Source organism: Mucilaginibacter sp. OK098, from assembly GCF_900142915.1.
GTDB lineage: Bacteria > Bacteroidota > Bacteroidia > Sphingobacteriales > Sphingobacteriaceae > Mucilaginibacter.
Genome location: NZ_FRCM01000001.1, coordinates 571521 through 593041 on the forward strand (window position 1 = coordinate 571521; position 21521 = coordinate 593041).

A 21521-nucleotide genomic window follows, 5' to 3' on the forward strand; every position below is an offset into this window, starting at 1 on the left:
AGATCAGGGCCTGGAGATCGGAGATTATTGACTTCCTGCAGGTTTAGCTACAGGTTCGTTCAGTTTGTAATTTATCCCTTTTGATGTTTTTAAACTATCTGCCGGTATAGTTTTTGCCATTTTAATGGCTTGTAAAGCCAGGTTGGTTTTTTTCCATTCTTTCGGATCTTTTTGAGCAAGTGCAGTTGTATCTGCTTTACTGTAATAATTAAGAATATTTTGCCTTAAGGGCTTAGTAAGATTCTTAAATTTTGAATCTTCCAGTTGATCTACCAAATCGTTGTAAGTTTTATCAGCAAGTTTGTATTCGCCCATCATGGTAGGTTTGCCTGTATCATAATCAATGTCCTGTAGCTCAAGGTTTCCACGTTGAAGCCGGGCAAGCGCATCATCATAGTGAATTAAAACTGTATCAAAGCTCCGGATAAATAATTTTTCTCCTTCGGGGCCGACATCTTTAAATCTTAATGCCTTTAATGGGCCTACTTTTGGCAAAAATCGTACAATAAAAGATAAAACCTGTGCTTTAAAACCCGGTTTTTGTCGTTCTGATCCAAACTCTTTGTAGTAATCTTTTTTACTCATTTTATAATGAAAAGAATGGCTGTTGGCACTTGGGTTTAGTTTTTTAATATCGTGCTTTTTTAATACCCAGGCCGTACGGGTTACAGTTGGTAATAAGCTTTTAACAGACCACCGAAAAGTGGATATCGCAAGGCCAAGGTCGCCAAATACTACATTTATATCCTGGCCATAAGTTTTCAGAAAAGCTCTTTCCAAAACAGGCCTTGCAACTTCAAAACCAATAAAATCATGATAAGCCTGGGAAGCGTAGTTGCCCCTTGCTGTTTGTAATACATCAAAGGAGATTTCCACCCTGCTATGTGAAGTATGATCTTCTTCATAAGTTACTACATGACCAAATTTCTTTTCCATTTTTGGATAAACGATGGGTACCGCAATATTTGTAGCTAATGAGTGCCCGTATTTATCGCCCATGTAATGGCATAATGAACCAAGCGCAAACGCGTATTCATTAAGATTTTCTGATTCTGAAATTAATGCCTCTACAAAATCGCCACTGCGTACATAATGTGAAAGATTTGTAAAATAAACGCTGCCAAATGGGAAATAACCCATATCAGCTATAAGGCAGCCTCCATAAGCATAGGCATGCGCTTTTTTAAGGTCATCCTCCGTTGCATTTGGGAATTTTAGTTTTAATAAAGGTTTTATGTTTTTATTCCAGCTGGCATCAATAAGGGCCTCGTGGGTTAAAACAGAATATGCCCTGGTTGAAAAAGGGATGAATAACAGAAAAACAAAAAGTATAAATAATAACCTGTAGGACAAAGGCTTTTTCATTATAATTTAGGGCTAATATGTTGTTATAAGTATTGAAAGGGGAAAAGGTTTTATCTTATTGCAGTATTATTTAACCATGTTGTTAAAAACAAAAGAATAACAATATCAAAAATTAAATAGAATAAAGGGAGTTGAAGTTGAGTGGATTTCTTTCCAATAAAAAAGGGTGACCAGAAAACCGGATCACCCTTTGTATGGAAAATTTTATATTTTTTAGTTTTGAGGCTCGTCTGCCGGAGTGCTCACAACTTTATATACTTTATTGCCGCTGGTATCTGTTGTTGCCTGGTAATACACATCATCCGGAGATACATATAAGGTTTGTCCGTTAACATGTATGGTACGGGTGCCTTCAGGTAATTCGTTATAAATATCACCTAATTGTGGCAGTTGTGCATTTTGTCCATTACCGGCTTGTCCCTGCTGGTTTGTTTCCAACTGACCGTCTTTACCTGCAATAACATATGTTTGAGTGCCATCGTCTTTCGTAACCGGTTGGTAGTAAACCCCATTCAGCTCATAATACTGCTCGCCATTTATTGTTATCGGCTGAGCTTTGGCTGGAAGTTGGGTAATTTCGGCACCAAGCGGTGGTTCAACCACAGTATATTGATTATTTTCATGCTGATAGTAAAAACCATCGCTGTAATAATATTGTGCATCACCCCAATAAAACGGATAATAACCGAATGGTAAAAAGCCTAAGCTAAAACCAAGACGCGGGTAATATAAACTACCGTAAAAACCGCCATTGTAAAAATAACCGCCACGGTATCCCCAATAGCCGCGTCCTCCCCAATAGCTTGGGCCATAATAATGACCTCTTCCATAGTAGCCGCCGCCACGGCCATAATAGCCACCATGGCCATAATAACCGCCTCTATAGCCACCACGACCATAATAACCGCGAGAACCGGCATGGCCACGGGCACCAACGTATCCGCGTGATCCGGTAAAGCCACGGTTTCCGCTTACGCCAACCCTGCCACCATTAAAACGGCTGCTTGATTGTGTAGACGGGCGACCACCAAAGCTTTGACGCTGACCACCAAATCCTGATCGTGGTGCAACAGCTGTACGGCCACCACCAGAGAATCCACCAGAACGACCGCCGCCTGAAAATCCACCAGAACGGCCTCCACCTGAAAATCCACCGCTACTAACATGGCCGCCTCCGCCACCTCCACCGAAATGACTGCCACCGCCGCCGCCGCCATGGCTACCGCCGCCGCCGCCACTACCACCTCTGTGTTGGGCGCTGGCCGGAAAAGCTAAAAACAAGCAGAGCAGTCCGCTTAAGCTTGTGAATACCAAATATTTTAATGCCTTTTTCATGTTGATATTAATTGAACAGTTTTCGCTGCTGTTTTTTTTATAGACTGATAATAATATAAACGGTTTAATGCCGATATAATTATTTTATTCAACAATTGTGCCCGTATTAATATTGACAGTTTATTTTGACAAGTTATAAACAAAATTGGTTCATATTTATATATTAGCAGCACTTGTATTAACGGATAAATATAAGCTGAATTATAATTAAACACGCAATGATAAAAGATACGAACTCATTAAACCAGGTAGCAGAATTCCATACCACATTTAAACACCCGATTGTACCGCAGCCGGCAATTCCTTCAAAAGAAAGAAGCGCGTTAAGGATTGAGCTTTTAGCCGAAGAGTTGAAAGAACTGCAACAAGCTGTAAATGATAATGACCTGGTTGAAGTTGCAGATGCACTTTGCGATCTGCAATACGTACTTTCAGGCGCTATTCTTGAATTTGGGCTTGGCGAAAAGTTTAAGGAACTATTTGATGAAGTTCACCGCTCAAATATGAGTAAGGCCTGTAAAACTGTTGAGGAGGCCGATAAAACAATTGCACACTATAAAAGCACTGCCGATACTGATTCATACCATAAAGAAATTGACGGCTTGTTTTTAGTTTACCGTACAGGCGACAATAAAACCCTAAAATCAATAAACTATTCTCCCGCTTCTCTCAAAGCGATACTGGAAAAATAATGCTGTGTTGCTCTGTGCATTCTTTGTGGACTTTGCGGTAAAATAACCACGGAGATACGGAGAATGCACAGAGGGCACTAAGAATTAAACCCGTAAAAAAGTCTTTTTCTGATACAGGTAATAAAGGAACACCCATTTTACCAGCACAAAGGTAATTGCCATTAATACAGCGCCGTAAGGTTCGCCCGCTAATTGGCCCAGCCATTTAAAAAAGCCCTCGTTAGTGTAATTCCACTTTATAAAGTGCCCGGATATATATATCAGGATAGAGTTCATCCCAATTACTTTAAAAAAGAATGCCCATTTCTGATATCCTAGTACATCTATTACATAATAAAACAAGGCCATCAACAATAAGCTTAATCCACCAACATGCATTACAAATGAACTAGACCAGAGATTTTTATTGATAGGGAAATCAAGGTTCCAGATCTGTGCTACAACCAGGAAAATAACACCGGCTATTGCCAAGCGTAATGTTTTGGCATTTTGTGATAGAGTTTTATTTTTTAATGTTAAACCTGCTAAAATGCCTAATAGGCCGGTACTGATAGCTGGTATTGTTGAGAACAGCCCTTCAGGATCATGCATGTTAAGCCTGCCATCAGGAAAGGGAACATATAAACGGCCGGGTAAAATAGTACGGTCGACATAGGAAGCGAAGTTGCCCTCGGGAGTAAGGTCGCCAGGGTGAAATCCGGGAGCCGAAGTGAATTTTAACAATAGATAATAACCTACAATAAAGAAAAAGAACCAGAAGATCTGCGCCCACTCTTTTGCATACAGGTAGATGATATTAGCAAACATATAAGCAATACCAATCCGCCCAAGTACGCTAGGGAATCGAAATTCCGCAATGGGCCTTAATTGAAGTCCGTTGTTTACTAAAAAGCCTAAAAGGATAAGCATTACGGTTCTTTTTATTACCCGCAATAATAACTGATTCCGAGTTTTTCCTTTCTCCAGCTCCCGGCCTACTGAAAATGGGGTGGATACCCCTGCCATAAACAGGAAAAGCGGGAAAATAAGGTCATAAACATGAAAGCCATTCCAGTCCGGGTGCGTAAATTGTAAGGCAAGTGCGTTCCAGAAAGGTGCATTTGTGGCATGGGCCATGGTGTGAAAGATCTCTTCGGCACCCATTATCCAAAACATATCGAAGCCCCTGAGGGCGTCTAATGAGAACAAACGGGTAGAGGCAGCGTCGAAATCGTCTGCCGGTTGTTGTTGTTTTACTGATAGGGCCATTCCGGTTTTAAATATTAGGTTAGTAACCGAAAGGTAGGTTTTTTTAGGAGAATAACAAAATTGGTTGATTAAGTTGATTGGGTTAGATTGAGTTGATTAGGTTAAAGCAGGTATAACTCAGTCAACCTAATCTAACATAATCAACTCATTCAACTCAAAATTACTCGCCTCTCTTCAGGCCAAATTTTTCAATCTTGCTGTAAAGGTGGCTCCGTTGGATGTCAATATCATCGGCCGTTTTAGAAACGTTCCAGTTGTTTTTTTCAAGCTTGAATTTGATGTATTCGCGCTCGGCAAAATCTTTGTATTCCTGGAAATTTGTAAACTGATCAAAATCTGTTTGAGGTGAAGCATTTCCGCTTGTTGTAACAGCAGGGGATGACGGATTGGCAAATGCTTTTACATCACTGTCTGTAATGGTTTTATCGCTCAAAATTATCAAACGCTCAACCATGTTCCTTAACTCACGAATATTACCTGTCCACGGTAAGGCTTTCAGTGCTTCAAGGGCTGCTTCCGAGATCTTTTTCACCGGCATTCCGTAGTCATTGCAGATCTCATCTAAAAAGCTTTGTGTAAGCAGGGCGATATCATCTTTACGGTCAGTTAGCGGTGGTACGTGGATCAGTATAACACTAAGACGATGGTAAAGGTCCATCCGGAAATTACCGGCCTCAATTTCTTTTAGCAGGTCCTTATTGGTTGCAGCAACTACACGTACATCAACCTCAATTTCTTTTTCGCCGCCGACGCGGGTTATTTTATTTTCCTGCAGGGCGCGCAATACTTTTGCCTGGGTTGATGAGCTCATGTCGCCAATTTCGTCAAGAAAAAGTGTTCCGCCATTGGCTGATTCAAATTTACCAATCCGTTGTTTAATGGCTGATGTAAATGAACCTTTCTCGTGGCCAAATAGTTCACTTTCAATTAATTCTGAAGGTATGGCCGCGCAGTTAACCTCAATTAATGGCGCGCCGGAACGGTTTGATTTTTCGTGCAGCCAGCGTGCAACCAGCTCCTTACCGCTACCATTAGCACCGGTAACCAGCACACGAGCATCAGTAGGGGCAACACGATCAATAGTTTCCTTTATTTTTAATATAGCCTGCGAATCACCCAAAATAGGGCGGACTTTGGATACCCTTCTTTTTAATACTTTGGCCTCGGTAACCAGGCTTCCCCTGTCTAACGCGTTGCGTACAGTTATCAGCAGGCGGTTAAGATCGGGCGGTTTCGAAATAAAATCGAAAGCTCCTTTTTTACTGGCCTCAATGGCGGTTTCAACCGTTCCATGACCAGATATCATTATGAAAGGAAGATCAGGCTTAATGTTAAGTCCCTCAGTTAGCACTTCCATGCCATCCATGCGGTTCATTTTTATATCGCACAGTACCAGGTCATAGTCGTTTTTTCTTATCAGTTCTAAGCCATCTATCCCGTTATCAACATCTTCAACTGCGTAATCTTCGTATTCTAAGATCTCGCGCAGGGTACTCCGTATCGCACGTTCATCATCAATTATTAAAATTTTAGCCATTGCCTGTTTTAAGTTTTTCTTGTGGAAGTATGATACCGCTAATATATATAATTGTATAGAAAAATAAACACATTTTTTAAGTTGATTGAGTTTATTAGGTTGAATGGTTGATTAAGTTGAGCCAGGAAGTAGAATAGCGGATTTTAGTTGATTGCTTGATTATGCTGATCCCAATAGCTTGGTAGCCAATATTAAAACACAATCAACTCAATCAACCTAATCAACTAAAAATAAATAACCCCTCCCGTTTTACCGGAAGGGGTGTATCAGCAGCAAACCTGTAAGCCGGGTTCTGTTCCATTATAAACACGCAAAGTATTGCGTCTCTACATTGGCTTCTATCATTAATCTGGCCCTGCCATTGCTGACAGGTTTAATCAACCTACCCATCCTGACAAATTACCTGCCTTGCGGCAAATAGATTAGGGAACGAGCAGCTCCGCTTTCAGGACCTATTTGGTTTTTCAACTCCTGAGGTTTACCGCGATCCCGGTCGCCCGGAAAAGCCGTGAGCTCTTACCTCACGTTTTCACCCTTACCCTGATAAATCGGGGCGGTTTATTTTCTGTGGCACTTGCTGTCGCCGGCTGCCGGCGCCTTCCCGTTAGGAAGCAGGATACTCTATGTTGCCCGGACTTTCCTCCGCTCGCTAGCTAGCGGGCAGCGATAGAACGTTTTGCAAGGCAAAGTTAGCTGTTTTTTGCGGGGTTACCGTTATACAGCTTTAAATACTGCTCAGCTTTTGATTGAAGTACATGCTCCTGCACACGATATAAAAGAAAAAAGAATACCAGTACAGCCGGGAACAAAATAGCAGTTATCCAAACCGGAACTGGCTGTTTGCCTGCTAACTGGAACAGCGCAATTACTATCCAAAGGCAAAATGTTAAGATCAACTCAAACCTCAATTTTGTTTTAAACGTTACTACAGCTGCGTTTTTATTTACAGGGGTTACAATTACTTTTGTTTGGATGCCGTTAATTGCCGGTGGTCGTGCATTTTTTAATAGCGTTCCTAATGAAAGGTTTGATAAAAATATATACTCGTAATTGGCTGTTTTATGTGCCGTGAAACTTCCGGGCGGATTACGGGAAATATAATTGTCAATAGACCCGGCAGAACCGCGTACCTCAAACTGTTTATTTAATGAAACCGGGTTAAAAAAGCTCATGGTGTTAATTGTGAGCAGTTAAGGTAATCATAATTAATTACACTTAGCTAAATCAGCGTTTGCCAGTTCAGTAGTAATTGTTGCCGACCTGTTACCAAAAGAATTTGTTACATAAGTAAGAACCTGGGCAATCTCAACAGGGGAAAGGTCGTTAGGGGGCATTTCGCCTTCAAACTGTCTGCCTGAGATTTTGATCTGCCCTTTTAAACCGTTTTTAACAAAACAGGCCAGCTGATATTTATTGCTTTTAAGATAGGCTGAATCAGTAAGCGAGGGGATCAATCCCTGGAGGCCTTCACCCTTCGCTCCATGACAATTTTGACAATGTTCCTGGTACACAGCGCTCCCGGCTGAAAAATAACGGTTAAATTCAACCTGCTCATCGCTTTGACATGAAATTACCAAAGCTATCAACACAATACAAATAATGCCTATGAGCTTTATTTTCATTTGGTCGGCTTTTGATCAGGCTCGGCCATTAGTGTTTTAATATCGGTAGTCATTTTCTCAACCTCTTTAGCATCGGTTCCCTGGTAGGTTCCGCGAATGCGTTTTTGCTTATCGATCAATATAAAATAACCGTCGTGTACGTACTGCCCTTGCGGATTTTTCTCTTGTAATGATACCAGGTAGCTTTTAGCAATAGTATAAGTATCATTTTTTTGCCCGTGTAAAAGCCACCAGGTGTTGCCGCTTATGCCCATCTTATCTGCATATTTTTTCAATACTGGTACAGTGTCATACTTAGGGTCGATGGTATGCGATATGATCCTGAAATCTGCATGGCTTTTAAACTCATTATAAACAGGCAGCATGTTGCGGTGCATAACAGGGCAAATATTGGGGCAGGTAGTGAAAAAGAAATCCGCTACATAGATCTTACCGTCAAGGCTTTTGTCTGTAATAGTATCGCCATACTGGTTAACAAACTTAAATGCAGGGATTGTTTGATATAATGTATCAGTTACCTGCTTGCCATTAACAGTTTTGGTAACTGCCTCTTTATTGCCAAAAATAGGTAAGGCTTTATTATCACTGCTGTTAATCTTGCAGGCGTTCCACAACAAAATAAATGCAATTGCATATACCAGTTTCTTCATTTTGATTTGACTTTTTTAAGGTAAAGGTTCGATTCGGTGACCGCAATGTTAAGTTGTGAGTCTATGGCCATTATCAGTTTTTTCTGATCGTTCATATAAGTTATAACTTCTTCGTCCGATTTGCCTTTTTGCTCGTAATCAAACTTATGCATCCAGTCTTCCATAGCATCTTCAGCCGCTGTTAACTTTTTATTTAGTTGTAAGGCAGTATCTTTTGCAGCTAAGGTGTTGTCTTTTAATAGCGTATCAAGCTTCATGCGGTTTGCAATTACCTGTCCGTCAACCTCCATTACTTTTTCATGTACTTTCATTACCTGATCCATAACGGCACTCTTTTCTGCTTTTTTATTTGAGCAGCCAAATAATACGGAAGCGGTAAGCAGTATTAATAATGTTTTCTTCATTTTTATGGTTTATATGCGGTCAAATTTAAGCAACAAGGCACACAGGTTAACTATTTAATTGTCTTATATAAGCAATATAATCTGTGTTTGGCAGGCTGTCAGCGCCTGCAAATTTTAATTGCTGCCCAATTTGCGCCCGATGGTGAGTGCCATGGTTAATCAAATGCGCCAAAACATCAGGTAATTTATTTTCAAAACTTTCTCCCTTTGAATTTTTATAGGGGATCGATTTTTCAAAATCATTTTCCTGTAAACTGTCAATGTAATTAAGCCATTCATTACTGTTTTTAGCTATAATATCGCTAAAAGTATCAGCTTTCCAATCAGGCCATAATGCACCGCCAACAGCAGGTAATCCTTTACACCGGCTAAGCCAGATCTGTTGGGCCACCAATAAGTGCGCCATTAGTTCTACCGGTTTTTCGGGCATGTTGGCTTTAATAATAGCATTCAGTATGGTTTCGTTAGCGTATTTATCGTAGTTCAACAGCCTGGTGAAATAAGTTTTCATCCGGTAAAATAAAAACATAATCATCATTAAAACAAATTGCCGGGTTCAACCATTATCTGTTAACAATAATATAATAATAGCAACACACGAAAGATATACCTGTAAACTACCTTAGTAACAAATAAAACGCCTTTGTTATGAAATTCATTTTAAATTTTCCGAAGCTTATCAAGAATTTTCGTGAATGGATGATTCTTAGAAGTATGAGATCATCTTTTATTCATTAAAATTTATTTCTCTAAAAATCTTAATTATATAATTGTATTGCACAATTTTGCTTTACAATAGCTCTTTAATGGAAAGCACTTTTCAGGATTTACATATTAACAGGGAACTTTTTGGGGATGATTTTATTTGGGGAGTTTCTGTAGCTGCCCTGCAAATAGAGGGTGCATGTGATGCTGATGGCAAGGGTGAATCCATCTGGGATGTATTTGCAGCAAAAAAAGGTAAAATATTAAACGGCGATGTTCCCAGCAAAGCCTGTGATTTTTATAATCAATACCAACAGGATATTGATTTGATTAAACAGCTTAACATCCCGTGTTTCAGATTTTCTATCTCATGGACCCGCATATTTCCAAATGGAACCGGCGAAATAAACCAGGCCGGAATTGATTTTTATAACCAGGTTATCAACTATTGCCTTGAAAAAGGAGTGGAGCCATGGGTTACTGTTTATCATTGGGATCTGCCGCATGCGCTTGAACTTAAAGGCGGCTGGACAAATCGCGATATTGTTGGATGGTTTGAAGAATTTACAACAGTATGTGCCCGGAATTTTGGTGACAGGGTAAAAAACTGGATGGTTATGAACGAACCGGGCGTGTTTACCGGTGCAGGATATTTTTTGGGGATCCATGCACCAGGCCGTACCGGACTTAAAAGCTTCCTTCCTGCAATACATCATGCCGTTTTATGTATGGCTGCCGGGGGCAGGCTGCTACGCAATATAGTTCCTGATGCCCAGATAGGTACAACATTTTCATGCTCATATATCGAACCTTATTCTGATAGATCTAAAGATATTAATGCCGCTAAACGTGTAGATGCTTTGCTTAACCGGTTGTTTATTGAGCCTGTTTTAGGGCTTGGCTACCCAATAAATGAAGTTTCTGCATTAAAGGGGATCACCAAATATTTTCAGCCGGGTGACGAGGATGCAATGAAGTTTGATTTTGATTTTATAGGGGTACAGAATTATACCCGTGAAATTGTAAAGAATTCGTTTTTTACCCCTTATGTTGGTGCGTCACTCGTAAAGGCTGAAAAAAGGGGAGTCCCTTTAACAAATATGAAATGGGAGGTATACCCGCCATCGATATACCAGATGATAAAAAAGTTTAATGGCTACCCGCAAATAAAAAACATTATTGTAACTGAAAATGGCGCCGCCTTTCCAGACCAGGTAACTGACGGCGCAGTTAATGACCCTAAACGGGTTGCTTATTTGCAGAGCTACCTGCAGCAGGTATTAAAAGCTAAAAATGAAGGACTGAAAGTTAATGGCTATTTTATATGGACATTGACTGATAATTTTGAATGGGCAGAAGGGTATCATCCGCGTTTTGGATTGATACACGTTGATTTTGAAACGCAACAACGCATTGTTAAGTCATCAGGACATTGGTATGCCGGCTTTTTAAAAGGCAATTAGTCATCATAAAGAAGCCTTCAGTTCCAATTTAGACTTGCTCACATTATGGACTTTGCTTTTCTTATACCTGGGCAGGTTAATAAAAAAGGTAGTTCCCGTTTTAACGTCACTTTCAAACCATATTTCGCCGCTATGGTTTTCAATAATTTGCTTACTGATTGACAGGCCAAGACCGAATGATTTTTCGCCCGATGTTCCGGGTCTTTTGGCATCGGTGAACATATTGAAGACCTTATCTTTTACATTGTCAGGAATACCAATACCTTCGTCCTTAACAGAGATAGCCAATACATTTTTTGCCTCAACAACCTTTACGTAAATAGTACCGCCAACAGGGCTGAACTTTATAGCATTTGTGATCAAATTACTCATTACCCGCCATATTTTTTCGCGGCTAATGAGTAATTCTTCAGGTTCTTTCAATAGCTCAAGTTTGATTTCCTGTTTTTTTTCTGCTGCTTTAAAACGCAATAACTCCACGCTTTTGCTTAATAACGAGTTAATATCTACCAACTCCTTTTTAAGTTGCGTTGCCCCGGTATTTGTTACTTCCAGAATTTCATTTATCAATTCTATCGAATTGTTTGAGGTTTCCTTTATAAGGATAATTAATTCTTTTTGATCATCAGTGTAGTCATCAAGCATCATTACCTGTGTTAATGATGCTATACCACCAATAGGGTTCCTAAGATCGTGTGCTACCGTTCTTAATATGCGGTCTTTTTCCTGGCTGCTTAATTTAAGTTCGGATAGGGTGATTTCAAGATCATTTTTTTGAAGGTTTATCCGTTTATTTAAATTGCTTACAACCTGTACATCGCTTTTTGATTTTTTCCAGTTACGATATACCAAGGCGACAATTATAACGGCCATTATAGCACAGGTTACTGCCAGGTATATATAAATCTGCTGTTGTTTGTTATTATCTTTAAGGTTTTCAATCTGATATTGCTTGTCGTAATTAGCCTGTTGCTGATTTACATCGGTTTCTTTTAATGAACTTGAGCGTTTAATTACTGAGTCTTTTAACGAGTTGTAGTTTTCAAGGTGCTTATATGCTTTCACCATGTCACCTGTTTTAACATAATACCTGCTCATCAGCAAGTTCCAGCTGGTTTCTGCCTCTTCATTTTTAACTGAATCCAGCTGACTATGAAGATCACCAGATAATTTAATAAATGGCTGGTATTGATGATTGTTAAAATATAATTTACCCAGGTTTATTTCAACCAGTTCGGCGTTTGAATTATCGTAGCCTTTTTTAAGGTTTATTGCAATACTTTTTTGCAGAAGCTGTTCCGATAGCTGGTTTCGCCCTTTTAACATGGCAACCTCACCCAGGTTACCATAAACCACTGCGCGGGCCATCTCAAGAAGCTTTGGATGAGTCCTGAATCTTTCGCTATTGCTGTTTATGTAATCAAGTGTTTTGTTAAAGTAGATGGAGGCGCTGTCAATGTCGCCATTACTTTTGTAGCTTTCGCCTATATTATCCAGCAATTCCTGGCGTTGATAAAAGGCAGCAAAGTTATCTTTGTATGACAGGCTTTGCCTGTGGCTTAATTTAAAATAGTTAGCAGCATCAATATAATGTGCCTGCTTAAACATAACCATGCCCATGCGGTACGTATACTCTGCCAGGATCTCGTTCTTTAGGTTGTTTTTACCCATAAAGTAACCCTGGTAGTAGCATTGATAAGCATTACTGTATTGCGAAAGACCGAAGTAGGCGTCGCCCATGGCAAAATTGGCCTCGGCATAGTTGGTTACATACTGTTTGCGGTTAACGCTTTTTTTTGCCATTATTAACATGCTATCGGCATATAATAAGGCCTTTTTGGGGTTGTTGAGCCCTTTTTTGTAGTAAAGGTATTTTAATCCGTAATATCTGAAAATGTCGTTAACGTATGGCTTTTTAATTTGCTTAAACGCAGAATCAAGATAGTGTTGGTCATCATTGCCTCTTTTGTGGTTATCAGGGCTGATTACATCGGCAAAAAGAAATTTAAATTTATCAGAATAATCCCCTGTATCAGCATCTTTTTTTCTGCACGATGATAACACGCAAAAAACAACCAATAAGAGCCATAGCTTATTGATTTTTACAGTTTTATAAATCAGGGAACAAGGGGCCATTAACCAATATGTAATATACAAATATGCAACCCGGTCCTAAAAGGAATGAGTTGCATATTTGTAATTAAACGTTTATTTATTGATTAAGGTTACTGTTATTTAAAAGCTTCCTCCCCTGTTATGTCCATCCCGGTTATTAGTAAATGAATATCATGTGTGCCTTCATAGGTAATAACAGACTCAAGATTCATCATGTGGCGCATTATAGGGTATTCGCCGGTAATGCCCATGCCTCCAAGCATTTGGCGGGCCTCGCGGGCAATGTTTAGGGCGGTTATAACACTGTTACGTTTACTCATTGAAATTTGTGCGGGAGTTGCACGGTTCTCATTTTTCAATGTGCCTAAACGCCATACCAGCAACTGACCTTTAGTTATTTCAGTGATCATTTCGGCCAGTTTTTTCTGCTGTAGCTGAAAACCTGCTATCGGTTTGCCAAACTGTCTGCGTTCTTTTGAATATCTTAACGCGGTATCGTAGCAATCCATAGCTGCACCAAGCGCTCCCCATGCAATGCCATATCTCGCCTGGTTAAGGCAGCCCAATGGGCCTTTTAAGCCGGCAACATTTGGTAATAAGTTTTCTTTGGGAACTTTAACATTATCAAAAACAAGCTCGCCGGTGGCCGATGCCCTTAATGACCATTTATTATGTGTTTCGGGTGTGGTAAACCCTTCCATGCCGCGTTCAACAATTAATCCGCGGATCTTCCCGCTTTCATCTTTAGCCCAAACAATGGCAATATCAGCAAATGGGGAGTTAGAGATCCACATTTTTGCTCCGTTCAATACATAATGATCACCGGCATCCTTAAAATTTGTAGTCATTCCACCAGGGTCTGAACCATGATCAGGCTCGGTAAGGCCAAAACAACCCATCAATTCACCGGTAGCTAATTTGGGAAGATATTTATGTTTTTGTTCTTCTGATCCGTAAGCATAAATAGGATACATTACTAATGACCCTTGTACTGAGGCGGCAGATCTGATCCCTGAATCACCACGTTCAATTTCCTGCATAATTATACCATATGCCATATAATCAAGTCCGGCGCCCCCATATTCAACCGGGATAGTAGGGCCAAAGGCTCCAATTTCACCAAGACCTTTAATTAAGTGCTTTGGGAACTCGGCCCTTTGGGCGTAATCTTCAATAATGGGACTAACTTCTTTCTTAACCCAATCGCGCACGCTTGCGCGGATCAGTTTATGTTCATCACTAAGTAACTCATCTGCTAAATAATAATCAGGCGATTCGTAAAGATCTTTTTTAGACATATAGTGTATAATTGGTGGGCAAAGATATGGGTTTTGATTTCGGATTTCGGATGTTCGATTTCGGAATTTTTTAAATTTGAATGGATTTAGGGTTCGGAACGCCAGTTGCATGACGTTTTAGACTTTAAATTCCATCAAATCCGAAATCGAACATCCGAATTCCGAAATTTCTCAAATATTCCGAAATCAAAAAGTACTTTTGAAATATGATTACAATAGCGCTGCACGGGGCTGAGTTTTTTGCTTTCCATGGGTTTTATCCCGAAGAGCAAAAACTCGGAAGTAAATTTATTGTTGATGTAGATGTGAACTTTACGCCTTTAAAAGACCTTAAAGAAGATAAAATAGGCAACACAGTTGATTATGAGAAAGTATATGCGATTGTTGAAGAGCAAATGCGAAAAACAGCCAAGCTGATTGAAACAGTAGCACAATCTATTGTTGATGAGATCAAAGTGCAGTTTTCATTTGCTGATAGTATCAGGGTTTCAATTAAGAAAATGAATCCTCCGCTTAAAGGCAAAGTTGAGTATTCAAATATTGTAATTTCTGAACCATAATTTACCTGATTTTAGGATGACTTGATAGAACAGGCATCACATTAATCTTTAAATTATGTAAACTGCGCAGCACTCTTGAACACCTTGTAAAAACAAACGACAGTGAAAAATCATGGTTTAAAAAATAACCGCCAATTATGACTTATAATAAAATAACGGAAAATATTCTCATAGCCATTAAAAAAATCGTTGGTGAAAATGCGGTTATAACCGGACACGCTGATCTTGAAAAGTATAGTCACGATGAAACTGAGGACCTGCACTTTTACCCTGAAGTTGTAGCCAAACCTAAATCAACACAGGAGGTTTCAGTATTGATGAAGCTTTGCAATGAAAACCTGATCCCGGTTACCCCGCGTGGTGCAGGTACAGGTTTAAGTGGTGGTGCGTTGCCCGTTATGGGCGGTTTACTGATAGCTATGGAGCGTTTCAATAAGGTACTGCAAATTGATGAGCAAAACCTGCAAGCCACAGTTGAACCAGGTGTGATTACAGAAGAGTTTATGAACCAGGTGGCAGCCAAAGGCTTATTGTATCCGGTTGACCCGGCCAGTAAAGGCAGTTGCTTTATTGGTGGTAATGTATCACATGGATCAGGGGGGCCGAGGGTGGTTAAATATGGCACGATAAGAGAATATATTTTGAACCTTGAAGTTGTGTTACCGTCAGGTGAGATTATCTGGACGGGTGCAAATACATTAAAATATGCCTCAGGGTATAATTTAACCCAACTGATGATAGGATCAGAAGGTACATTGGGAATTATTACAAAAATAGTAGTAAAACTTATTCCGCGCCCAACGCTGGATGCTTTGCTGCTGGCATCATTTAGTTCAAATGACGCTGCATGTGGTGCGGTATCGGCTATTTTCAGGGCGGGGATAGTTCCTTCAGCGCTTGAGTTTATGGAGCGGAAAGGAGTAGAGTGGGTAATAGAAAAAGACGGGCTGGCATTTGACCTGAAAGAGGGTATTGAAGCTTTTTTACTGATAGAGGTTGACGGCACAAACCAGGATGTAATATTTGCTGATTGTGAAAAAATAAACCGTGTATTGGAAGACTTTGACTGTAAAGATGTTTTATTTGCTGATACGTCTGCACAAAAAGAAGAGCTATGGCGATTGAGAAGAACTATGGCTGTTTCAGTAAAATCCAACTCAATATATAAGGAAGAAGATACGGTGGTGCCGCGTGCAAGCCTGCCCCAATTAATTAAAGGAATAAAACAATCCGGACTTAAATATGGTTTTGAATCAATATGTTATGGTCATGCCGGGGATGGAAACCTGCATGTAAATATTATAAAAGGCCAGATGAGCGATGAGGATTGGAACAATAAATTAAAGGACGGTATCCGCGAGATCTTTGAACTTACTGTATCATTAGGAGGCACTTTATCCGGTGAGCATGGCATTGGGTTGGTACAAAAGGGCTTTATGCCGATAAAATATAGTGAAACTCATTTTGCATTATGGCGGGGTATAAAGCAAGTGTTTGATAAAAATGGTATATTAAACCCTGGAAAGATCTTTGACACGATTTAAGGATTTGTATGATTTGTCAATTTTTTATCCTGTTAATCTTTTTAATCCTTTAATCGTGTTATGTCTGCATTAGAATTTAACATAGCCAATCAGGACCTGATTAAAATAGCCATAGCGGTTGTTTGTGGTGGGTTATTGGGCCTTGAGCGCCAGTATAAAAATAAAACTGCAGGGTTTCGTACCATTATTTTGATCTGCCTGGGCTCAACCATTTATACGATGGTTGCGCAACGTGCGGGCGCCGGCGTTAATATTAATATAGTAACCGGGATAGGTTTTATAGGTGCAGGCGTGATTTTTAAGGATAATATAGCTGTTAGCGGGCTCACCACTGCTGCCGTTATCTGGATCTCAGCAGCTATAGGTATGGCTGATGGTTCAGGGAACTACTTGCTTGCGTTGGTTTGTACAGTTCTTACTTTAATGGTGTTACTGCTATTTAACCTGCTTGAACGGTATATTGATAAGGTTCACCGCGATAAGCTATTTGTAATTGTGTTTACCAATTCCAACTATGATAATATGACCCCTGTTGAGGAGGCCATAGCTACATTACAGTTAACATCAAGACGTGTGCAGGTTTCCAAAAAGGATGGCTGCCTTCAGTTTGCAATATTAGTAACGGGCCACCGACAAAACATAAGCAAACTTGATGAAAAGTTATTGCAAATGGACCAGGTGAAATCTTTCTGAGACCAGTATCGGAACCGGGATTAAGCGGATTTTGGGATTAATAGGGATTGTGTTTATTAAATGAAGTTGTAAGATTGAGGGATTGGTTGTCGTTTTTAAAATCGAATGCCTGTATTTTCAACCTAATCAACCACTCACTTAATCAACCAACTAATTAGTATTCAAAATCAACCTTGGCTCATCATAGGCTATCATTTTCTCCCTTTCTCTTAGCGGAATAGAAACCGATTTGTTTAAAGAATAATCATAGCTAATACATACAGTTTTACCTGTGGTGCAAATTTCCTCGCCGTTTGGAGTTATCCTTACCAGTAAATGCATCATATCAAAGCTGCTGTTCCCTATCCTTGTGGTTCGCACGTAGCAAACAATTTCGTCTTCAAGCGTAATTGGTTTAAGGTAGTTAACTTCAGACCGGCCAACAATAACCCCGTTTTTACGTAAATCCCAGTTAATTATTTCTCTCCAATAATTAAGACGGGCTACTTCAAAGTATGTTAAATAGATAGCGTTGTTTACATGACCAACAGCATCAATATCTGAAAAGCGGATGGCTATCGGCGTTTTATATTTATAATCGGATATTTTTTCACTCATTATATGTCAAGTTGTCTGTGTGTGGTGATTGTAAACAGACAAATTGTCCGCTTGTTTTGGTTTTTTACCATTGGTACAACAGTTGATTAACCTTCAGCAAATATATTAAAAGAAAAACTTAACAGAATATAATCATGACTTTAGTAAAATTTGCAAACGGACAAAAGAATCACACAGTTAATCCATTTTTTAGCGACGTATTTGATTCAATATTAAACGACTCATTTTTGAGCGACAAATTAGCAAGCCGCGCACCTGCTGTAAACATAGCAGAAACAGAAAATGAATTCCAGATCGAATTGGCTGCACCAGGCTTAAAGAAGGAAGATTTTAAGATCAGCCTTGATAAAAATGTATTAAGCGTTTCTGTTGATAAGAAAGTGGAAAATGTTGAAGAAGGTAAGAAATTCAGCAAACGTGAGTACAGCTACAACACATTCACCAGGTCATTTACCTTGCCTGAAACAGCTGATCATTCAAAAATTGAAGCTGAATATACCGATGGTATTTTGAAGCTGAATGTAGCCAAAAAGGAAGAAGCTAAAATTCAGTCACGCGAAATTTCAGTAAAATAATTAAGTCCGAAAAGTCGGAAAGACAGAAAGTCCGGAAGATGGAGTTTGATTAAAGAGTTTTAAATCCGAAATCGAACATCCGAATTCCGAAATAGAAAGAGTGTTTTCATAATAGTTGGTTTAGTTTGAAAGGCCGTTCCGCAAGGAGCGGTCTTTTTTTGTTATTAGTGATTACACCGATTATTAGTGATTACACCGATTGATGATGCAATACATTTTGGCAAATCATTTTTAAAAAAATCGGTGAAATCATCCCACAATCGATGTAATCTCAAAAAAACTAATCCCTCATATTAATATACTGAAGCGGCTGTCCAAAGTCATCTTTCCGGCAAAGGCTGATAACAGCTTGCAGATCATCAATCTTTTTGGCTTGAACACGTACCTGGTCGTCCATTATAGATGCCTGAACTTTTAAGCCGCTGTCCTTTATTTTTTTAACAATTTTTTTTGCCGCTTCCTTATCAAGGCCCTCCTTAATTTTTATTTCTTTTCGTATCATGTTACCCGACGCAGTTTGTACATTGCCATCTAAATCCAAAGCTTTTGGGTCAAGGTTTTGTTTTACCATACGGCTGATGATAGCATCGCTGATAGCTTTTAAACGCATATCATTTTCCGTAACTACGGTTATGATATTGGTTTTTTTATCAAGATCGATAGTGCTTTTGGAATCGTTAAAATCATAACGGTTCAAAATCTCTTTTTTTGCGATGTTGATGGCATTATCAAGTGTTTGTCCATCTATTTTGCTTACTATATCAAAGGTTGGCATATGTATAGGTATTTGGTGCAATGCAAAGTTAATGATTTTTAGTTCATGGTTGATTATTGGTTCATAGTTGATTATTGGTTCATAGTTGATAGTTCATAATAGCTGCACTAAGCAATCGGGACCAACTGGAATATTTAATAAATCTGTTTTTCCTATGAACTATGAACCATCAACTATGAACTTTCTTGCATTAACTAAATAATAAAAACACATTAACATACCAATGAGTTAATATTAAGTTAACATTTAAATAAGCAGATTTGTAAACGTGGTCGGAGGGCCAGTCTTTTTTATATGGATAATAAACACGTACCCTTAATTAATCGGGAAATTAGCTGGTTGTATTTTAATGACCGGGTTTTGCAGGAAGCTGCAGACCCAACCGTTCCGCTAATTGACAGGATAAAATTTTTAGCCATATTTTCATCAAATCTCGATGAGTTTTATCGTGTAAGAGTAGCAACCCTAAGCCGGTTGGCAAACCTTAACGAGAAGGCAAAAGAAATTTTAGGCTACAACCCTAAAAAGATCCTAAACCAGATAAAAAACATTGTTGTAAGGCAGGAACGCCGGTTTAACAATTTATACGAAAATATAATTGTTAAACAGCTTGCCGAAGAAAAGATCTTTATTCTTAACGACAAGCAACTAAATGTAAGCAGGGGCGAGTTCGTTAAAAGGTATTTCAGGGAAAGCCTGCTGGCTACCCTGGTTCCTATAATGCTTGATGAAAGCCTGCCTTTGCCAGAATTAAGAGACCGGGCTATTTACTTTTTTGTAAAACTTACTAAAAATAAAAAATCGCGGCTTGCATTAATTGAATTCCCTGATTCGCTTTCGCGCTTTGTTGTTTTGCCTGAGACCAATAATCTTAAATTCATTATTTTACTGGATGATATTATCAGGTATAGCCTTGAAGATATCTTCTTCATTTTTGAGCACGATTCGGTTGAAGCCTACTCATTACAGCTTACCCGCGATGCCGAGCTGGACCTTGACAAAGAAGTGAGCGAAAAATTTATCGACTCCTTATCAAAAAGCTTACAAAAGCGAAAGAAAGGCAAGCCAATGCGTTTATTATATGATTCAGATATGCCATTGGATATGCTCAAATACCTGGTAAACAAAATGGGTTTACATGGTGAAAGCCTTATCCCGGGTAATAGGTATCACAATTTTAAAAACTTTATTGCTTTTCCTAATGTGGGGCGCCCTGAGCTGGAATATGAAAAAAGTATTCCTTTACCTGTTGATGGCCTTTCGTTTGGCAAAAGTTTAATGGGGATGATCGCCAAAAAAGACTTCCTGATAAGTACGCCATACCAGTCGTACGATTATGTGATCCATTTTTTACGTGAAGCGGCTATTGATCCTAAAGTAAAGGAGATTAGCATAGCCGTATATCGCCTTGCAGAAAACTCACGCATAATGCATGCGCTAATGAGCGCTGCAAAAAACGGAAAAAAGGTAACCTGTTTGGTAGAGTTGAGGGCAAGGTTTGATGAACAAAATAATATATCATGGAGCAGAAGACTGGAAGAAGAGGGTGTTACTGTACTTTATGGTATTGAAGGTTACAAAGTTCACTCAAAAATTTGCCTGGTTATGCGCATTGAAAAGGAAAAACCGGCTTATTATGCCTGTTTATCAACCGGGAACTTCAATGAAAAAACGGCTCGCATGTACGCAGATCATACACTGCTTACAGCTAACAAAAAAATAACAGTTGATCTTGTAAACGTTTTTAAAGCTTTGGGTAGAAACACCTTGCCAAGGGGGTTAAAAAGCCTGATCGTATCGCCAATTGATTCACGCCCGGCAATTTATAGGCTTATTGATAATGAAATAAAGAATGCAAAGGCTGGTAAAGAGGCTTACATGATATTAAAAATGAACAGCCTTGCCGATGAACAACTAATAACCAAGCTTTACCAGGCCAGCAATGCCGGGGTTAAAATGAAGTTGATAATTAGAGGGATGTGCTGCCTTATTGCCGGTATGAAGGGATACAGCGAGAATATTGAAGTGATAAGTATTGTTGATAAATACCTTGAGCATGCAAGGGTGCACATTTATTGTAACGGGGGTAATGAGCTGATCTACCTTACATCCGCAGACTTTATGACCCGTAATATCGATACCCGGGTTGAAGTTGGGTTCCCGATATATGATGAGGAACTTAAAAAAGAGGTGAGGGATATTATTGACCTTCAACTACAGGATAACACAAAATCAAGAGAGATTAATAGCCATAATACTAATAAATACCACAAAACCAGCTCGGAATTACCACACAGGGCCCAGGTTGACACTTACAATTACTTAAAACATAAAGTATAATAA

General features: G+C 39.3%; 20 protein-coding genes and 1 other RNA gene. 7 read left to right on the forward strand and 14 right to left on the reverse strand.

Annotated elements, in window-relative coordinates:
* Window positions 1-24 precede the first annotated feature (24 nt).
* Both BUE31_RS02270 and BUE31_RS02275 read right to left on the reverse strand, forming a co-directional pair.
* Window positions 25-1365 carry a zinc dependent phospholipase C family protein gene (locus tag BUE31_RS02270; protein WP_083619260.1) on the reverse strand — a complete coding sequence of 447 codons (1341 nt, stop codon included), beginning with the start codon at window positions 1363-1365 and terminating at the stop codon, window positions 25-27.
* A gap of 213 nt (window positions 1366-1578) precedes the next feature.
* The gene (locus tag BUE31_RS02275) at window positions 1579-2700 is read right to left on the reverse strand and encodes a DUF6515 family protein (RefSeq protein WP_073399849.1); all 1122 of its coding nucleotides are present in this window, start codon (window positions 2698-2700) and stop codon (window positions 1579-1581) included.
* Between the two features lie 218 nt (window positions 2701-2918).
* On the opposite strand from BUE31_RS02275, the gene BUE31_RS02285 reads away from it, so the two are divergent.
* Complete coding sequence (locus BUE31_RS02285) at window positions 2919-3392, forward strand: pyrophosphohydrolase domain-containing protein (RefSeq protein ID WP_234997736.1); 474 nt, start codon at window positions 2919-2921, stop codon at window positions 3390-3392.
* An 84-nt stretch (window positions 3393-3476) separates the two neighbouring features.
* Here BUE31_RS02285 and BUE31_RS02290 read toward each other — a convergent pair whose 3' ends face one another.
* The 8 genes from BUE31_RS02290 to BUE31_RS02325 all read right to left on the reverse strand — a co-directional run bounded on the left by BUE31_RS02290 (window position 3477) and on the right by BUE31_RS02325 (window position 9364).
* Entirely contained in the window at window positions 3477-4640 is a 1164-nt protein-coding gene (locus BUE31_RS02290; RefSeq protein WP_073399852.1) for an acyltransferase family protein, read from the reverse strand.
* 160 nt (window positions 4641-4800) lie between these two features.
* The gene (locus BUE31_RS02295; RefSeq protein WP_073399854.1) at window positions 4801-6177 is read right to left on the reverse strand and encodes a sigma-54-dependent transcriptional regulator; all 1377 of its coding nucleotides are present in this window, start codon (window positions 6175-6177) and stop codon (window positions 4801-4803) included.
* Window positions 6178-6442: 265 nt separating this feature from the next.
* Window positions 6443-6860: RNase P RNA component class A (gene rnpB, locus BUE31_RS02300), an RNA gene on the reverse strand.
* 6 nt (window positions 6861-6866) lie between these two features.
* Complete coding sequence (locus BUE31_RS02305) at window positions 6867-7349, reverse strand: hypothetical protein (protein WP_073399856.1); 483 nt, start codon at window positions 7347-7349, stop codon at window positions 6867-6869.
* Between the two features lie 33 nt (window positions 7350-7382).
* Window positions 7383-7799 (reverse strand): c-type cytochrome, encoded by a 417-nt coding sequence (locus BUE31_RS02310; protein WP_073399858.1) that lies wholly within the window; start codon window positions 7797-7799, stop codon window positions 7383-7385.
* Window positions 7796-8449, reverse strand: coding sequence for an SCO family protein (locus BUE31_RS02315; RefSeq protein WP_073399860.1), 654 nt, complete (start codon window positions 8447-8449; stop codon window positions 7796-7798). The genes BUE31_RS02310 and BUE31_RS02315 overlap by 4 nt, the downstream gene beginning before the upstream one ends.
* Entirely contained in the window at window positions 8446-8853 is a 408-nt protein-coding gene (locus BUE31_RS02320; RefSeq protein WP_073399862.1) for a hypothetical protein, read from the reverse strand. The genes BUE31_RS02315 and BUE31_RS02320 overlap by 4 nt, the downstream gene beginning before the upstream one ends.
* A 46-nt stretch (window positions 8854-8899) precedes the next feature.
* A complete protein-coding gene (locus BUE31_RS02325) occupies window positions 8900-9364 on the reverse strand; it encodes a DinB family protein (RefSeq protein WP_159440625.1) in 465 nt (154 codons plus the stop codon).
* Window positions 9365-9659: 295 nt separating this feature from the next.
* Here BUE31_RS02325 and BUE31_RS02330 point away from each other — a divergent pair, with 295 nt between their 5' ends.
* A complete protein-coding gene (locus tag BUE31_RS02330) occupies window positions 9660-11021 on the forward strand; it encodes a GH1 family beta-glucosidase (RefSeq protein WP_073399866.1) in 1362 nt (453 codons plus the stop codon).
* Window positions 11022-11024: 3 nt separating this feature from the next.
* Here the strand turns inward: BUE31_RS02330 and BUE31_RS02335 are convergent, their stop codons facing one another.
* Both BUE31_RS02335 and BUE31_RS02340 read right to left on the reverse strand, forming a co-directional pair.
* On the reverse strand, window positions 11025-13157 hold the full coding sequence (locus tag BUE31_RS02335; protein WP_073399868.1) for a tetratricopeptide repeat-containing sensor histidine kinase: 2133 nt from the start codon (window positions 13155-13157) through the stop codon (window positions 11025-11027).
* A 95-nt stretch (window positions 13158-13252) separates the two neighbouring features.
* Complete coding sequence (locus tag BUE31_RS02340; protein ID WP_073399870.1) at window positions 13253-14434, reverse strand: acyl-CoA dehydrogenase family protein; 1182 nt, start codon at window positions 14432-14434, stop codon at window positions 13253-13255.
* 206 nt (window positions 14435-14640) lie between these two features.
* On the opposite strand from BUE31_RS02340, the gene folB reads away from it, so the two are divergent.
* The 3 genes from folB (at window position 14641) to BUE31_RS02355 (ending at window position 17231) form a co-directional block, all read left to right on the forward strand.
* Window positions 14641-14994, forward strand: a complete 354-nt coding sequence (gene folB, locus BUE31_RS02345; RefSeq protein WP_073399872.1) for a dihydroneopterin aldolase — start codon at window positions 14641-14643, stop codon at window positions 14992-14994.
* 137 nt (window positions 14995-15131) lie between these two features.
* Window positions 15132-16538, forward strand: a complete 1407-nt coding sequence (locus BUE31_RS02350) for an FAD-binding oxidoreductase (RefSeq protein WP_073399873.1) — start codon at window positions 15132-15134, stop codon at window positions 16536-16538.
* Window positions 16539-16598: 60 nt separating this feature from the next.
* On the forward strand, window positions 16599-17231 hold the full coding sequence (locus BUE31_RS02355) for an MgtC/SapB family protein (RefSeq protein ID WP_073399875.1): 633 nt from the start codon (window positions 16599-16601) through the stop codon (window positions 17229-17231).
* 150 nt (window positions 17232-17381) lie between these two features.
* Here the strand turns inward: BUE31_RS02355 and BUE31_RS02360 are convergent, their stop codons facing one another.
* Entirely contained in the window at window positions 17382-17828 is a 447-nt protein-coding gene (locus tag BUE31_RS02360; protein WP_073399877.1) for an acyl-CoA thioesterase, read from the reverse strand.
* A 134-nt stretch (window positions 17829-17962) separates the two neighbouring features.
* Here BUE31_RS02360 and BUE31_RS02365 point away from each other — a divergent pair, with 134 nt between their 5' ends.
* Window positions 17963-18403 (forward strand): Hsp20/alpha crystallin family protein, encoded by a 441-nt coding sequence (locus BUE31_RS02365; protein WP_073399879.1) that lies wholly within the window; start codon window positions 17963-17965, stop codon window positions 18401-18403.
* A gap of 280 nt (window positions 18404-18683) precedes the next feature.
* Here BUE31_RS02365 and BUE31_RS02370 read toward each other — a convergent pair whose 3' ends face one another.
* A complete protein-coding gene (locus tag BUE31_RS02370; protein WP_073399880.1) occupies window positions 18684-19178 on the reverse strand; it encodes a YajQ family cyclic di-GMP-binding protein in 495 nt (164 codons plus the stop codon).
* Window positions 19179-19472: 294 nt separating this feature from the next.
* Here BUE31_RS02370 and ppk1 point away from each other — a divergent pair, with 294 nt between their 5' ends.
* Window positions 19473-21518: a polyphosphate kinase 1 gene (ppk1, locus tag BUE31_RS02375; RefSeq protein ID WP_073399882.1), complete on the forward strand. Its 2046-nt coding sequence runs from the start codon at window positions 19473-19475 to the stop codon at window positions 21516-21518.
* Window positions 21519-21521: the final 3 nt, after the last annotated feature.

Excerpts from the sequence above, each read along its gene's own strand:
- ppk1 (WP_073399882.1), top strand. The coding sequence starts at position 19,473 with ATGGATAATAAACACGTACCCTTAATTAATCGGGAAATTAGCTGGTTG.
- BUE31_RS02325 (WP_159440625.1), bottom strand. The coding sequence starts at position 9,364 with ATGAAAACTTATTTCACCAGGCTGTTGAACTACGATAAATACGCTAAC.
- BUE31_RS02315 (WP_073399860.1), bottom strand. The coding sequence starts at position 8,449 with ATGAAGAAACTGGTATATGCAATTGCATTTATTTTGTTGTGGAACGCC.
- BUE31_RS02335 (WP_073399868.1), bottom strand. The coding sequence starts at position 13,157 with ATGGCCCCTTGTTCCCTGATTTATAAAACTGTAAAAATCAATAAGCTA.
- BUE31_RS02360 (WP_073399877.1), bottom strand. The coding sequence starts at position 17,828 with ATGAGTGAAAAAATATCCGATTATAAATATAAAACGCCGATAGCCATC.
- BUE31_RS02330 (WP_073399866.1), top strand. The coding sequence starts at position 9,660 with ATGGAAAGCACTTTTCAGGATTTACATATTAACAGGGAACTTTTTGGG.
- BUE31_RS02320 (WP_073399862.1), bottom strand. The coding sequence starts at position 8,853 with ATGAAGAAAACATTATTAATACTGCTTACCGCTTCCGTATTATTTGGC.
- folB (WP_073399872.1), top strand. The coding sequence starts at position 14,641 with ATGATTACAATAGCGCTGCACGGGGCTGAGTTTTTTGCTTTCCATGGG.
- BUE31_RS02305 (WP_073399856.1), bottom strand. The coding sequence starts at position 7,349 with ATGAGCTTTTTTAACCCGGTTTCATTAAATAAACAGTTTGAGGTACGC.
- BUE31_RS02275 (WP_073399849.1), bottom strand. The coding sequence starts at position 2,700 with ATGAAAAAGGCATTAAAATATTTGGTATTCACAAGCTTAAGCGGACTG.
- BUE31_RS02350 (WP_073399873.1), top strand. The coding sequence starts at position 15,132 with ATGACTTATAATAAAATAACGGAAAATATTCTCATAGCCATTAAAAAA.
- BUE31_RS02340 (WP_073399870.1), bottom strand. The coding sequence starts at position 14,434 with ATGTCTAAAAAAGATCTTTACGAATCGCCTGATTATTATTTAGCAGAT.
- BUE31_RS02355 (WP_073399875.1), top strand. The coding sequence starts at position 16,599 with ATGTCTGCATTAGAATTTAACATAGCCAATCAGGACCTGATTAAAATA.
- BUE31_RS02370 (WP_073399880.1), bottom strand. The coding sequence starts at position 19,178 with ATGCCAACCTTTGATATAGTAAGCAAAATAGATGGACAAACACTTGAT.
- BUE31_RS02295 (WP_073399854.1), bottom strand. The coding sequence starts at position 6,177 with ATGGCTAAAATTTTAATAATTGATGATGAACGTGCGATACGGAGTACC.
- BUE31_RS02365 (WP_073399879.1), top strand. The coding sequence starts at position 17,963 with ATGACTTTAGTAAAATTTGCAAACGGACAAAAGAATCACACAGTTAAT.
- BUE31_RS02270 (WP_083619260.1), bottom strand. The coding sequence starts at position 1,365 with ATGAAAAAGCCTTTGTCCTACAGGTTATTATTTATACTTTTTGTTTTT.
- BUE31_RS02290 (WP_073399852.1), bottom strand. The coding sequence starts at position 4,640 with ATGGCCCTATCAGTAAAACAACAACAACCGGCAGACGATTTCGACGCT.
- BUE31_RS02285 (WP_234997736.1), top strand. The coding sequence starts at position 2,919 with ATGATAAAAGATACGAACTCATTAAACCAGGTAGCAGAATTCCATACC.
- BUE31_RS02310 (WP_073399858.1), bottom strand. The coding sequence starts at position 7,799 with ATGAAAATAAAGCTCATAGGCATTATTTGTATTGTGTTGATAGCTTTG.